This window comes from Stenotrophomonas sp. (assembly GCF_050737075.1).
GTDB lineage: Bacteria > Pseudomonadota > Gammaproteobacteria > Xanthomonadales > Xanthomonadaceae > Stenotrophomonas.
In genome coordinates this window covers 15930-30160 of sequence record NZ_JBOHXV010000061.1, presented here as the reverse complement: position 1 = coordinate 30160, position 14231 = coordinate 15930, and the positions used below count along the sequence as shown (strand labels likewise).

12 protein-coding genes are annotated in these 14231 nt (G+C 69.2%); all 12 read right to left on the bottom strand.

The window, feature by feature from the left end; translation table 11 throughout:
• Window positions 1–346: 346 nt before the first annotated feature.
• Entirely contained in the window at window positions 347–2356 is a 2010-nt protein-coding gene (gene tkt / locus ACREPD_RS14680; protein ID WP_431600002.1) for a transketolase, read from the bottom strand.
• A gap of 158 nt (window positions 2357–2514) precedes the next feature.
• Window positions 2515–2940 carry a hypothetical protein gene (locus ACREPD_RS14675; RefSeq protein WP_431600001.1) on the bottom strand — a complete coding sequence of 142 codons (426 nt, stop codon included), beginning with the start codon at window positions 2938–2940 and terminating at the stop codon, window positions 2515–2517.
• An 81-nt stretch (window positions 2941–3021) separates the two neighbouring features.
• Entirely contained in the window at window positions 3022–4347 is a 1326-nt protein-coding gene (locus tag ACREPD_RS14670; protein ID WP_431600000.1) for a dicarboxylate/amino acid:cation symporter, read from the bottom strand.
• A 66-nt stretch (window positions 4348–4413) separates the two neighbouring features.
• Window positions 4414–6105 carry a BatD family protein gene (locus tag ACREPD_RS14665; RefSeq protein WP_431599999.1) on the bottom strand — a complete coding sequence of 564 codons (1692 nt, stop codon included), beginning with the start codon at window positions 6103–6105 and terminating at the stop codon, window positions 4414–4416.
• Complete coding sequence (locus ACREPD_RS14660; RefSeq protein WP_431599998.1) at window positions 6102–7811, bottom strand: VWA domain-containing protein; 1710 nt, start codon at window positions 7809–7811, stop codon at window positions 6102–6104. The genes ACREPD_RS14665 and ACREPD_RS14660 overlap by 4 nt, the downstream gene beginning before the upstream one ends.
• The gene (locus ACREPD_RS14655) at window positions 7784–8791 is read right to left on the bottom strand and encodes a vWA domain-containing protein (RefSeq protein WP_431599997.1); all 1008 of its coding nucleotides are present in this window, start codon (window positions 8789–8791) and stop codon (window positions 7784–7786) included. The genes ACREPD_RS14660 and ACREPD_RS14655 overlap by 28 nt, the downstream gene beginning before the upstream one ends.
• Window positions 8788–9249 carry a DUF4381 domain-containing protein gene (locus ACREPD_RS14650; RefSeq protein WP_431599996.1) on the bottom strand — a complete coding sequence of 154 codons (462 nt, stop codon included), beginning with the start codon at window positions 9247–9249 and terminating at the stop codon, window positions 8788–8790. The genes ACREPD_RS14655 and ACREPD_RS14650 overlap by 4 nt, the downstream gene beginning before the upstream one ends.
• On the bottom strand, window positions 9246–10172 hold the full coding sequence (locus ACREPD_RS14645; protein WP_431599995.1) for a DUF58 domain-containing protein: 927 nt from the start codon (window positions 10170–10172) through the stop codon (window positions 9246–9248). The genes ACREPD_RS14650 and ACREPD_RS14645 overlap by 4 nt, the downstream gene beginning before the upstream one ends.
• A gap of 7 nt (window positions 10173–10179) precedes the next feature.
• Entirely contained in the window at window positions 10180–11214 is a 1035-nt protein-coding gene (locus ACREPD_RS14640; protein ID WP_431599994.1) for an AAA family ATPase, read from the bottom strand.
• Between the two features lie 98 nt (window positions 11215–11312).
• Window positions 11313–11594, bottom strand: coding sequence for a YkgJ family cysteine cluster protein (locus ACREPD_RS14635; RefSeq protein WP_431599993.1), 282 nt, complete (start codon window positions 11592–11594; stop codon window positions 11313–11315).
• 143 nt (window positions 11595–11737) lie between these two features.
• Window positions 11738–13711: a type IV pilus secretin PilQ gene (locus ACREPD_RS14630; protein ID WP_431599992.1), complete on the bottom strand. Its 1974-nt coding sequence runs from the start codon at window positions 13709–13711 to the stop codon at window positions 11738–11740.
• 20 nt (window positions 13712–13731) lie between these two features.
• A complete protein-coding gene (locus ACREPD_RS14625) occupies window positions 13732–14229 on the bottom strand; it encodes a pilus assembly protein PilP (RefSeq protein ID WP_431600003.1) in 498 nt (165 codons plus the stop codon).
• Between the last annotated feature and the right edge of the window lie 2 nt (window positions 14230–14231).

Genomic DNA, 14231 nt, shown 5'->3' with positions numbered 1-14231 from the left:
GGTCGGGCGCATGCGCCCGACGGGTTGGGCAGGAGCCCAACCCCGGTCTTGCCGTGTGCGCAGGACAGCGCACACGTGCAAGCGGCGACTGAGCCCCCATGGATGGGTTTACGGCGTCCCCCGCAAACCGGCACCGTCCCGCCAAATCAGAGGAACCGCTGGCTACAGGCTGTTCGCACAGATGCATGAAGCAGCCGGGCAAAGCCCGGCTCTACGCGTTGTGTGCACCCAGTGACGCAGCCGGGCAGAGCCCGGCTCTACCGCGTGTATGCAGGCAATTGCTGGTCAAAAAAAAAGGCGCCTCCTTTTCAGGAGGCGCCATTCTTGTTTCAACACCTGCTGGCGATCAGTTCGCCAGCTGTGCCTTGGCTGCGGACACCACGTGGTCGGTGGTGATGCCGAAGTGCTTGTACAGCGCTTCGGCCGGCGCGGAGGCGCCGAAGGTGTCGATGCCGACTACCGCGCCGTCCAGGCCCACGTACTGGCGCCAGAAGCCGGTGACGCCGGCTTCTACTGCCACGCGGTTGCGCACGGCGTTGGGCAGCACGGATTCGCGGTACGCCGCGTCCTGGCGCTCGAACACGTCGGTCGACGGCATCGAGACCACGCGGGTCTTGATCCCGGCCGCGTCCAGCTCGGCCTTGGCGGCTACGGCCAGGCCCACTTCCGAACCGGTACCGATCAGGATCACGTCCGGCGTGCCGCCTTCGGCGTCGGCCAACACGTAACCGCCGCGGGCGATCTGCGCCACCTGCTCGGTGCTGCGCGGCTGGTGCGGCAGATTCTGGCGGCTGAACACCAGGCAGCTCGGGCCGTCCTGGCGGGTGATCGCCGACTTCCAGCTGACCGCCGACTCCACCGCATCGCACGGGCGCCACACATCGTTGTTCGGGATGTAGCGCAGCGAGGCCAGGTGCTCCACCGGCTGGTGGGTCGGGCCGTCTTCGCCCAGACCGATCGAGTCGTGCGTGTAGACGTGGATCGCGTGCGCCGGAATCAGCGCGCTCATGCGCACGCCGTTGCGGGCGTAATCGCTGAACACCAGGAACGTCGCGTCGAACGGAATGAAGCCGCCGTGCAACGCCAGGCCGTTGGCGATCGCCGTCATGCCGAACTCGCGCACGCCGTAATACACATAGTTCGCGTTCGGGTCGTCGGTGGCGACCGACTTGCTCGCCTTCCACAGCGTCAGGTTCGAATGCGCCAGATCGGCCGAACCGCCGATCAGTTCCGGCAGCAGCGGCGCGAACGCTTCAATGGCCAGCTGCGACGCCTTGCGCGAGGCAATCGTCTGGCCGTCGGCCTGGACCTGCGCGATGTACGCATCGGCCTTGGCGACGAAGTCGGCCGGCAGCTCGCCGCGCGAACGGCGGGTCAGCTCCTCGGCTTCGGCCGGGAACTGCGCCGCGTACTTGTCGAACTGCTGCTCCCATTCGGCCTGGCGCAGCGTGCCGGTACCGCCTGCACGCCAGCCGGCGTAGATCTCTTCGGGAATCTCGAACGGACCGTAGTTCCAGCCCAGCTGCTTGCGCGTCGCTTCCAGCTCATCCTTGCCCAGCGGTGCGCCGTGGCTGGATTCCTTGCCGGCCTTGCCCGGCGAACCGAAGCCAATGGTGGTGCGGCAGCAGATCAGGGTCGGCTTGTCCGACTGCGCCAACGCGCTGTCGATGGCGGCCTTGATGCTCTCCGGGTCATGCCCATCGACGCCGCGCACCACGTTCCAGCCATAGGCCTCGAAACGCTCGGGGGTGTTGTCGGTGAACCAGCCGGCGGTGTTGCCGTCGATCGAGATGTGGTTGTCATCCCAGAAGCAGACCAGCTTGCCCAGGCCCCAGGTGCCGGCCAGCGAGGCGGCTTCGTGGGACACGCCTTCCATCAGGCAGCCATCGCCCAGGAACACCCAGGTGCGGTGGTCGACGATCGCGTGTTCGGGGCGGTTGTAGCGCTGTGCCAGCAGCTTCTCCGCCAGCGCGAAACCGACCGCATTGGCCAGGCCCTGGCCGAGCGGACCGGTGGTGGTCTCCACGCCGGGGGTTTCATGGTGTTCCGGATGGCCGGCGGTCTTGCTGCCCAGCTGGCGGAACTGCTTGAGCTGCTCGATGGGCAGGTCATAGCCGCTCAGGTGCAGCAGCGCGTACTGCAGCATCGAGCCGTGGCCGTTGGAGAGCACGAAGCGGTCGCGGTTGAACCACGTCGGGTTGTTCGGGTTGTGACGGAGATAGTCGTTCCAGAGGACTTCGGCGATATCGGCCATGCCCATCGGCATGCCGGGATGCCCGGACTTGGCGGTTTCGACCGCATCAGCGGCAAGGAAGCGGATGGCGTTGGCCAACTGGCGGCGGGTAGGCTGCGTCATGGTTCTGTCGGGGTCAGAGGCTCCCGCGGAGCTGCGGGCTGCCTATTGTCCCATAGTCAGCGGACCGGGTCAGGCCGGTCAGGCTTGTGAAGACGGCTGCGGTACACCCACAAAAAACGCCCCGCTGGGCGGGGCGTTTTCGGGTCAGACCTGGGCGATCAGCTTTCGCCGGTGGCCGCGTTGATCACGGCGCACATGGACTCACGCTGGAACTTTTCGCCGGTCATATAGCCCGACGGCGTGGTCTTGATGATCTTGACCTTGGATGAGGTCTTGCTTTCCGGGGTAATCACGACATTCCAGGGCAGCGTGATCTGGCTGCCCTTGCCGCCGGACACGCTCTGCTCGAACATCAGCAGGCCGGATTCCTTGTCTTCCGACTTCACGGTCAGGCCGGAGGTCACACCCTCGATCTTGATGCGCTTGAACGCGACATCCGCGCTTACCGGAACCACGTCCCAGTTGCTGAACCGGCGGCCGGCCAGATAGCTACCTTCCACCTCGTAGTTCTTGCATTCCGACTTCGCGCTGACATCGAACGCCAGCAGGCCCAGTACGGCCACGACCAGATACATCTTCCTCATTGACTTGCTCCTTTCCCCGCACGACGCCAACCCCGGCGCCTTCCATGCGCCGGAGCAGTATCCATGGCATCAATCGCGCATTCAATCGCGAGATGCGACAGGGCCAGGAATGTGACTGTCATCACTTTCGCCCTTGGCCACCAGGGTGGTCAGGGCCAGGTCGCCGGTCACGTTCAGCGCGGTACGGCACATGTCGAGGAAGTGGTTCACGCCCAGGATGAGGCCGATACCCATCGGATCCACGCCGACCATGGCGCAGATCATCGCCACCACCGGCAGCGAGCCCGACGGCACGCCCGCGGTGCCGATGCCCCCCAGGATGCAGACCGCCATCACCATCAGCTGCTGGGTGATGCTCAGGTCCACGCCGAAGAACTGGGCCAGGAAGATCACCGTCACGCCTTCAAACAGCGCGGTGCCGTTCTGGTTGGCGGTGGCGCCCACGGTGAGGACGAAGCGCGAGACCTTCTGCGGCAAGCCCATCTGGTCGGCCACGCGCAGCGCGGTCGGCAGCGTCGCGTTGCTGGACGCCGTGGAGAAGGCCATCACCGTGGCCTCCTGGGTGTCGCGGAAGAAGCCGATCGGCGAGCGGCCCGACAACCACACCGCCGCGCCGTAAGTCACCACCATGTGCAGGCCCAGCGCCAGCACCACCACGCCCACGTAGGCGCCCAGGCGGATCAGCAGGTCGAAGCCGAAGATCGCCGCCAGGTTGAACATGAAGCAGGCCACCGCGTACGGCGCCAGGCGGATGACCAGGTTGATCAGGGTCATCGAGACCTCGAACACGCCTTCAATCACCTTGCGCAGCGGCTCGGTCTTCTCGTCCGGCGACAGCACCATGCCGATGCCGAACATCAGCGCGAAGAACATCAGCGACAGGATCGCGCCATTGCTCGAGGCCGCGGCCAGCACGTTGCTGGGCACGATCGAAAGCAGCATATCCATGCCCTTGGGCTGCTCGCCGATGTTGGCCACGATCTCGCGGCTGCGCTCGACGTTTTCGTGCAGCAGCTGCTGGGCCATGGCCGGGTCGACGCCCACGCCGGGCTTGAGCAGGTTGACCAGCACCAGGCCCAGGCCCACCGCGATGCCCGACAGCAGCACCGTGTAGGCCAGGGTCTTCCAGCCGATCCGGCCGAGCGAGCGGATGTCGCCCATTTCGGACACGCCCATCACCAGCGCCGAGAAGATCAGCGGCACGATCAGCATGAAGATCAGGTTGAGGAACAGGCCCGACAGCGGCGTGGTCAGGTAGGTCATCACCGCGCGGGCGGCGTCGGGCATCCAGGGGATGCTGCCGCCGACGGCATGCACGAGCAGTCCAAGGATCAGGCCGAGCCCGAAGCCGATGGCCATTTTCCAATGCAATGGCAGCTTCTGCCGGGGGGTTGCGGCCTCAGTCATGGAGCGGCGTTCCTTGAAAAAATGAAATGAGCTTAGCAAAGCCGGCCACCGGGACCGGCACGCCCCTCAGCGGCCCGAAGGATAGAGGGGTGGCAGGACAGTGTTCTCCGCCGCAGGGGGCGCCCGCCAGTGTGGTCCGTCATGGAAGGCGCGGCGCAGCGCCTGACGCGCCTGGGCCACGTCGCCGCCCGTTTGGCTCCAGCGGGCCGCCTGCATGGCGCGCAGGGCATCGCGCTGGGCAGCGTCGGCCAGATGCGCATGCACCGCCTCCAGGCCGCTTACGCCTCCCATCGCGCCGAGGATCGACACCACGTCATCCAGGCTGCCGCTGTCCAGCGCGCGGCGCAGATCGGCGCGCGAGGGCGCCGGCGACGACGGCGTGCCGGCAGCGCCCGCCGCAGCCGGCGCCGGTCCCGCGCCCGCACGGCGACGGCGCCAACCCCATACCAGGGTAAGCAGCCACAGCAGCGCAAACCCGGCCGCCGCCACGATCCAGCCCCACGGCTGGCCGCGCAACGCGGGAACGACCACCGCGTCGGACGGGGCGGCGGTGTTCGACCCCGGCAGCGCAGCGGTGGTATCCAGCGCCACCGGCGGCGGGGTGCTGCCGGGCACGCCGGCGGCGACCGCCAGGGTCAGGTCGGGCAGCGTGGCCATGCGTGCCTGCCCCGCCTTCACGTCCCACCAGGCCAGGCGGGGGCCCGGCACCACCAGCGTGCCGGCCTGTCGCGGCACGATGGAATAGCGCCTGGTCAGGGTCAGCCGCGGCGTGCCGCCGTTGAAGGTCTCGTCGTACTGCGGCGGCTCGGGGAACACCTGCGCGCCCGGCCCGACATCCAGCGACGGCAGTTCGGGGAACTGCGCGTGGGTGGCGCCGTCGGCGACCGCCTCGACCACCACCGTGGCCGCTTCACCGGCACGGGCGCGGGTCGGCGCAGCGGTGTAACGCAGCCGCAGGTCGTGCAGCGGCAGCCAGGGCTGCGGCGCCGCGTCCGGCTGCGCGCGCACCTGCAGGGTGCGATCGGGCGCGCTCGCGCGCAGTCGGCCGTCGCCGCCGAACATGTCGTCGAAAAAGCCGCCGGCGCTGCGGCCATTGAAGCGCGCGCCGGCGAGCAGCAAGGGCCCGCTGCGTTCGGGGATCAGCAGGTAACGCCGCTCCACCAGGTTGTAGCGGCGTCCGTTGATCTCGCGCACCAGGCTGCGGTCCTCGCCTACCCGCTGCAATGAGGCGCCCTCGGGGGTGTCCAGCCCGAGTTCGCCCGACAGCAGCTGCGAGGCGTAGTACAGGCGTACCACCACACCGACGCTCTGCTGCACGTAGGGGGTGGCGTCGTCCACCTCGGTCTCGACGAAGGCGGTGGCATTGCCGGGTGCGGTGGCGGTGGCCGCAACGCTGGCCGACACGGTCAGGGGCAGCGCCGTGGTACGCGCTGCCCCCACCTGCAGCGCGGGTACGGTCAGTACGCCGCTGCGCTTGGGGCTGAGCATGACGGCATAGCGCGAACGCGCGCTCATGGCGCCCTGGCTCCACTGCACCTGGCGGCTGCTGGTCTGCCCGCTGAGCTCGAAATCGGCCCGCAACGGCGCGTAGTCCGGCGCGCCGGCATCGGTTTCGATAGTGAGCGTGGCCGTGTCGGTGTCGCTGATCGCATCGCGATCCAGCCAGGCGCGGGTCTGCGCATTGGCCAAGCCGCTGATGCCCAGCAGCAGCCAGACGCAGGCGCGCCACCAACGTCGCGTTGAGGTCGCTGCGTTCATTGTCCTTCCCGTTTCCTGCGATCGTTTTCCAGCTGGAACTTCCTGCGCAGCAGGCTGCCCGGATCATCCGGCACCCGCCGCATCCACGCCTCCACCGCCTGGCGCTGCTCGCGTTCCTGCGCGGTTTCTGCCTTGTCACTGCGCTGCGCCGGCGATTGCCCGGCCTCGGCCTGCTGCCGCTGCAGCGCCTCGCGCATGCGCTCGCGCTGGGCGGCGTCGGCACGGGCCTGCTGGGCCGCGTTGGGCTTGGCCTCATCAGGCTTCTGCTGCGGCGGCGTCTGCCCCTGCTGCTGGCCCTGCTCGCCCTTTCCGGAAGGATCGGGCGACTGCTGCCCTGACTGCTGCTGCTGTTGCTGTTGCTGCTGTTGGCCCTTGCCCGGCGGCGGCTTGCGCTTGCGCGCGGCGTCCACGGCGGCACGGTTGGCCACGGCGTCGGGCATGCCCGGGCGCAGCTTGAGGGCTTCGTCGTAGGCGGCGATGGCCGCGTCGTACTGGCCCTGGCGCGCCAGCGCGTTGCCCAGGTTGTAGCGTCCCTCGGCGTCATTGACGTTGTCGAACTGGCGTTGCGCGGCCTGGAAATCGCCGCGGCGGTAAGCGTCCACGCCGCTGGACTGGGTGGCCTGGTCGCGCTGGTCGTCGCGCTGCCACCACGACCGCTCGGCCGCCTGCGCCGGTACCGGCGCGGCCAGCGGCAGGACCACACAGAGCGCGATCAGGGCCGCCGCGCCGCGCCGCCGGAAGGCCCACAGCGACAGCAGCATCAGCGGCGGCAGCAGCCAGAAGCCCTCGTCACGCCAGGCCAGGGCCTGCCCCTGCCGGCTCTCGCCGGTCCCGCTACGCGGGGTCAGCACGCCCAGCGCCTGCAGATCCGCGTCGTCGTCGGCGATGCGCGCATAGCGTCCGCCACCGGCGTCGGCCAGTGCGCGCAGGCTGCCCGGGTCCAGCTGCGCGCGGGCAATCTGGCCGTCGCTGGTGCGGTACGCGGCGCCCGACGGACTGCCCAGGCCAAGCACGGAGACCTGCATGTTCTGCGCCGCCGCCGCTGCAGCAGCGGCGCGTGCGGCGTCATCGGCCTGGTCAGTGATGAGCAGGATGTCGCCGGCCTTGGCACCGGACTGCTGCAACAACAGCACGGCGGCCTCGATCGCGCGGTCGGCGCGTTGGCCATCGCGCGGCATCACGTCCGGGGCGAGCGCGTCCAGGTACAGCGCCACGTTGGCGCGGTCCGGGGTCAACGGCGCCACGGTGAAGGCATCGTCGGCGTAGACCAGCAACGCGACTTCGCCGCCGGCGCGCTCGCGCAGCAGGGTGGACAGCTTGGCCCGCGCCTGCAGCAGCCGCGAAGGCGGAAGGTCGGTGGCGGTCACCCGCGAAGAAAGGTCGAGCACCACCACCAGCGGCGCCGGGGCCTGCCACAGCGGCTGGGCGAGCTGGCGCCAACCGGGGCCGGCCAGCGCCAGCACGGCCAGCGTCCAGCCGCCCAGCAGCAGGAGCAGCCCGCCCCAGCCGCGCGCGCTGCCCGCCACCAGCAGGTGTGGCAACAGGTGTGCGTCCACGTTCTGCCGCCAGACACTGCCGCGTCGCCGCCGCCACGCCCACAGCAGGGCGATGAGCGGCAAGGCGAGCAGTCCCCACAGGGCTTCGGGACGCGCCAGGTGCACGCTGGCCAGCGACAGGTTCATGCCCAGCGCCTCGGCAGCAGCCATGCCAGCCCGCCGAGCAGCATCGCCAGCGCAAGCGGCCAGCCATAGCGTTCGATCCGCGGGCGGACGGCGGCGCCGGCGGCGGCCACCGGCTCCAGGCGCTCGAGTTCAGCGTAGATGCCGGCCAGCTCGGCGGTATCGCGCGCGCGGAACGCGCGCCCGCCGGTAAGGTCGGCAATCCGGCGCAGGGTCGCCTCGTCCACCGGATCATCGCCTGCGGCGATCTGCATGCCGAACATCCGGTAGCTGCCGTCGCCACCAAACGCCACGGTGTACACCCGCACGCCTTCGGCCTTGGCCAGTTCGGCCGCGCGCAGGGGCTGCAGCACGCCGGCGTTGCTGACCCCGTCGGTCAGCAGGATCAGGACGCGCTGGCCCTCGGGCTGCTCGCGCAGACGCTTGACCGCCAACGCGATCGCGTCGCCGATGGCGGTATCGGTACCGGCCAGGCCGACTTCGCTGTCGGTGAGCTGGTTGCGTACGGTGGTCAGGTCGGCGGTGATCGGGGTCAGCGTGTAGGCACGCTCGCCGAAGATCAGCAGGCCGACCCGATCACCGGCGCGTCGGTCGAGGAAATCGGCCAGCACCGCCTTGGCGGCGGACAGGCGCTGCACGACCTGGTTGCCGAGCATCATGTCGTCCTCCCGCATGCTGCCGGACACATCGACGGCGAGCATCATCTGCCGTCCCTGCTGCGGCGGCGTGATCGGTTCGCCCAGCTGCTGCGGGCGTGCCAGGGCGACGCACAGGCTGGCCCAGGCCAGCCACAGCAGCAGCTGGCCCACGCGCATGCTCGCGCCCACGCCCGCCGTGCCGAGCGAGGCCAGCGCATCGGCGGCATACGGTACCCGCAGCGCCGGCGCAGCCCCGGCACGCGCGGGCAGCGCGTACATCAGCAGCGGCAGCGGCAGGGCCAGCAAGGCCCATGGCCACGCAAGGCCGTCGAGCCAGGACAACCATGCCGGCAGGCTCACGGCGATCATCGCGCACGCCCGAGCGTGAGGTCCACGAACCGCTCGCGGGCGAGCGGGCGCAACCGGAGGACCGCTTCAGCATCCAGTTCGCGGCGGTAGCCGCCGTCAAGCAGCAGCCGCCCGTCGCCTTCGGAGAAGGCGCGGCTGCCCGGCGCATCCAGGAACGTCAGCCAGGCCTGGCCCTGCAGCAGCTCGGCGCCGGGCTGGCGACGGCGTGCAGCACGACGCAGCAGTTCGGCGATCGCGGCCACTTCGTCGACCGGTGTGGCCGCGGCGGTCAGCGCGGTATCGAAGACGCCATACCAGCGACGGCGCTGGCGGCGACGGTGCGCGCGCCATGCCCAGGCCACCAGCACGCACAGCGCCAGCGCGCCCAGCACGACCCACCACCCGGGCGGCAGCGGCCACCACGATGGCATGGCCGGCAGGTGCACATCGCGCAGCGGCAGGGTGGTGGCGGCGCTCATGCGACCACGGCCGACGGCACCGGGCCCAGCCACCCATCGCTGGCATCGTCGCTGCTCACCACGTGCACCTGGATGCGCCGCGCGCCGAGGGTCTGCTGCAGCGCGTCCAGCGGTGCGACGAAGCGCGCGTGCCAGTGCCCGCGCACGGACGCGCTGTCCAGATCCAGCACCACCCGCCGCCCCTGCGACAGGAACGGCAGCTGCGCATCGGGCGGGGCCAGCTCAAGCGGGTCGGTCAACAGCATCAGCTGCACTTCATGGTGGAGCGCCAGCGCCGCCCACCGCGCGGGGTCGATGGCGGTCGCCCGCGCCGGGTCGGCCAGCACCACCACGCGGGCGCCGGGCCGCAGCAGGCGCGCGGCCTGCTGCAGCGCCTGGTCCAGGCCGGCATCGTCGGGCGGCGGCGCCGCATACCAACGGGTCAACGCGTCCAGCACGCGCAATACCCCGCGTGTGCCGCCCGCCGGGCTGAGCGGAGCCTCGCTGCGGCTTCCACGCAGCGCGGCCAGGCGGTCGCCCTGGCGCTGCGCGAGCCATGCGGCCACTGCGCCTACGCGTGCGGCCTGGACCGATTTGAAGCGGACCCGGGTGCCGAAATACAGCACCGGGTCGGTGTCGGCGACCAGCAGCGTGAGCCGCTCGCGCTCGGCCTGGAACAGCTTGGTATGTGCGCGGCCGGTGCGTGCGGTCACCCGCCAGTCGATATGCCGCGCATCGTCGCCGGCCACGTACTCGCGCGACTCGGCGTATTCCATGCCGCGCCCGCGCATGGGCGACGGCGCATGCCCGGCATGCGCCATGCGACCGCGCCGGGCCGGTGCCAGCCGGTGCGCGCTGCGCCGCAGTGCGACCAGCTCGGCCAGGCTCGGCTGCAGGCCGTTGCCCTCCAGCACCGTAGTGCCGTTGTCATGCGGAAACGCCATCGCCGACTCAGGGCACCGGCACGCGGGTCAGCAACTCGGCGACCAGGCGCTCGCCGTCCCAGCCTTCGGCGGTGGCCTCATAGCTGGGCAGCACGCGGTGGCGGAGCACGTCCAGGGCCACGCTGCGCACATCGTCGGGGGTGACGAAGTCGCGGCCGGCCAGCCAGGCGCGCGCCCGCGCGCAGCGCTCCAGCGCGATCGAGCCACGCGGGCTGGCGCCCCAAGCGATCCGGCGTGCCAGGGCCGGGTCGTAGCGCGCCGGGTCGCGGGTGGCCAGCACCAGTTCGATCAGGTAACGCTCCAGTGCGGGCGCCATGTGCAGCGAGAGCACCGCGCGGCGTGCGGCGAACACGTCCTCCAGCGGCATGCGCGGCGGCGGCGGCGGTGCGTTGCCCAGCGCATCGCGGGCGCGCTCGCGTGCCAGCCGCAGGATCTCCGCCTCGGCGTCCGAATCCGGGTAGCCAATGCGCACGTGCATCAGGAACCGGTCCAGCTGCGCCTCCGGCAGCGGGAAAGTGCCTTCCTGTTCGATCGGATTCTGGGTGGCCATCACCAGGAACAGCGGCGGCAGTGCATAGGTATGCCGCCCGACGGTGACCTGGCGTTCGCCCATGGCCTCCAGCAGGGCCGACTGCACCTTGGCCGGCGCACGGTTGATCTCGTCGGCCAGCAGAATGGGATGGAAGATGGGCCCCGGCACGAACTCGAAGCGGCCTTCCTGCGGCCGCCAGATCTCGGTGCCGGTCAGGTCGGCCGGCAACAGGTCGGGGGTGAACTGGACGCGGGAGAACTCCGCCTCCAGGCGTGCCGCCAGGGCACGGATGGCGGTGGTCTTGGCCAGGCCGGGGGCGCCCTCGACCAGCAGGTGGCCGTCGGCCAGCAGCGCGGTTAGCAGGCGCTCGACCAGCGCGCCCTGCCCCACGATCTCGGCAGACAGGCCATCGCGCAGGGCGCGAAAGCCGTCATGCAGGCGGTCGTGTTCGGCAGAGGGAGGTGAGGAAGGAGGGGCGTCGAGTCCGGGCATGGGGGGTGGCAGGTTCATGGCGTCCATCTGACCCACGCAACAGGCGTAAGGTTCCGCGCACATGATGGCAGGCGCGGCCACGCAGGGGGATCAAGATTGCCTGAACGCGGTGATCGCTACCGGCTGGGCGCTACGTCACTGTCGCCATCGAAGATCGCGCTGCAATACGGGCCGGCCATTTTGAAGCGTCGGCAGACCTGCGGCCGCTCGTCATAGATGCCGCAGCACATGCGGGTCCGGTCCAGCGCCACGCACCAGCCGTCCTCCCCCTTCGCCATCGCGCGCTGGCCACCGCCGATGTCGGTGATCAGGTGCGGCGGGAGGTGTTCGGACGCTGCGAGCACGGCGGTCAGCCGACAGCATTGCGCGGAGCACCGGGAGCAGTTGGCCACGGTCATGAAACTCGATACCTGTGGAACTGACGTGGTGGCCAGCATAGTCCTGCGCGCCCCAGCGTGCGGTGAACCGGAGGACAAAAAAAATCCGGTGCCACGGGGTGGCACCGGATCCTTGTGGACCCACGGTTCGCTGACGCAGCGACTTAGTTGGTCTTGGCCACGCGCAGCACCTTCGGGGTGACGAACACCAGCAGTTCGGCCTTGTCCTTGTTGCGGCTGCGCTTCTTGAACAGATTGCCGAGGAACGGCACGTCGCCCAGGAACGGCACCTTGTTCACGCTGTTGCGGTCGGTGAACTCATACACGCCACCGATCACGACGGTCTGACCATCGTCCACCAGCACGGCGGTATTCACTTCGCGACGGTTGATCGTCGGCACCTGGCCGTAACCTTCCAGGAAGATGTAGCTCTCGACTTCATCCTTCTTGACCGACATGTTCAGGAACACGCGGTTGTCGTTGGTGATGGTCGGGGTGACCTTGAGCTCCAGCAGCACTTCCTTGAACTGCACGTTCGGCGTGGCGGCCTGGCCACCGGTACCACCGGTGATCGTCACGTAGCCGATTTCCTTACCCTGCTTGATCACCGCCTCACGCTGGTTGGTGGTGACCACGCGCGGGTTGGAGATCACTTCGCCGCGCGATTCCTGCTGCATCGCCGACAGCTCGACGTCCAGCAGGTAGCCCGCGTTGAGGATCGACAGCGCCAGCGAGCCGGGGTTGCTGGCTGCGGCAACCGGCAGGTTCCAGTTCAGATTGGGCGTATTGAAGACCCGCCCCGGCGCCACCGGAATCGGGCCGCCATTGGCCGCCTGATCCGCGAGCGCTTCCTGGTAGGCGCGTTGAGCCTCGGCATTGTCGGTGATGTTGGCGTGGTTCTGGTCCGTATTGCCGCCGAACCATACGTTGTTGCGGCTACCGGAAATACCGAACTTGGCACCCAGCTCACGTGCGAACGTATCGGTGGCGATGACGATGCGGCTTTCGATCAGGACCTGGTCGACCGGGCGGTCGATCACGTTGATCAGCTCGCGCATGCGCGCGATCTTCTTCGGGATGTCGCTGATCATCAGCGTGTTGGTGCGCTCGTCGGCCACGATGCGGCCACGCGAGGACAGGAACCCGCTGTCTTCCTGCGAGGAACCACCACCGCCACTGCCGCCGTTGCTGCTACCGCCACCGCCGATGCCCTTGGCCTCGGTCAGCGCTTTGAAGATCGCCGCCGCGTTGTGGTAGTTGATCTGGATGTAGTCGGTGATCAGGTCTTCTCGGTTTTCGATCGCGATGCGGGCGTCTTCCTTGTCCTGCTCGAACTTGGCCAGCTCCGGCTGCGGCGCCACCCAGATCACGCCGCCATCGCGACGCTTGTCCAGGCCCTTGGCACGCAGCACGATGTCCAGCGCCTGGTCCCACGGCACGTTGACCAGGCGCAGGGTGACATTGCCTTCGACGCTGTCGGAGGCCACCACGTTCAGGTTGGACTCTTCGGCGATCAACTGCAGCACCGTGCGCACCGGCACGTCCTGGAAGTTGAAGGTGACCGGCTTGCCGCTGTAACCACGCTGGGCCACCGCTGCGGCGGCCTGGGTCACGGTGGCTGCGTTCATCGCACCGCTCGCCGGCGCATTCTTGCGCGCGGTGATCTCCACCACGTACTCGTTGCCGGTCTGGTAGGCCAGCGAGTCGAACGCGGTATTGGTGTTCAGCACCAGCTGGGTGCCGCCACCGTAGGGCTTGGGATCGATGCGCTGCACCGGCGTGGCGAAGTCGGTCACGTTGATCGACTTCTGCAGGTTCTCCGGCAGGGTCGCGTTGCCAACGTCGATCACGACGCTGTTGCCCTGGTTGCGCAGGTCCGGATTGGCCCCCTTGCCGTCGAACTGCAGGATCAGCCGGCCAGCGCCGTCTTCACCGCGCTTGAAGTCGATCTTGGACACCGCCAGCGATGCCGGTGCGGCAGCCGGTGCAGCGCTGGCCGCCGGTGTCGTGGCAGCCGCCGCCGGCGTTGCCGCCATCAGCGTGCCATTGGCCACCATGAGCGCGACTCCCAGCGCGCACAGGTGGATCAGCTTCGGGCGCCGGGCGGGACGCTGCAGCATGGCGTTGGAAAAGGTCATCGTGCTATCCCCATAATCATTCATTGATCTTCAAGCGAGAGCGATGCAGGCCGTTCCAGCCAGCCGCCCGCGCCATCCGGCACCAGTTCAATCAGTTCGATCCGGTCTTCGAAGACCCCGGTCACCCGGCCGTCGCTCTGCCCCAGATAGACGCCCGGACGCACCCGATAGGTGACCTTGTCCGGCGCCATCACCAGCGCGACGAGTGCGCCGCCCTTGCCGATCGAACCGACCATGTCCAAGGCGTCCAGCGGGAAGGCTTCCAGCGGCTCCTTGCGGCGGTTCGGGTCCGGGCGCAGGCCCGAGCCACCGGCCTGGGGGTTGGCCCAGGCGTCGGTGAACGGATCGCGCATGCCCTGCGCGGAATACTCGAAGGTCTCGAACTGCTGCATTACCGGCAGCGGCTCCAGCGGCGGTGCCGGACGCGCACGCACGTCGGCGACCCACTTCTCCAGGTTCGGCGCGTCACCCGGCGTGCTGGTGGTGCTGCGTGCGCAGCCCGCCAGCAGGACCAGCATCA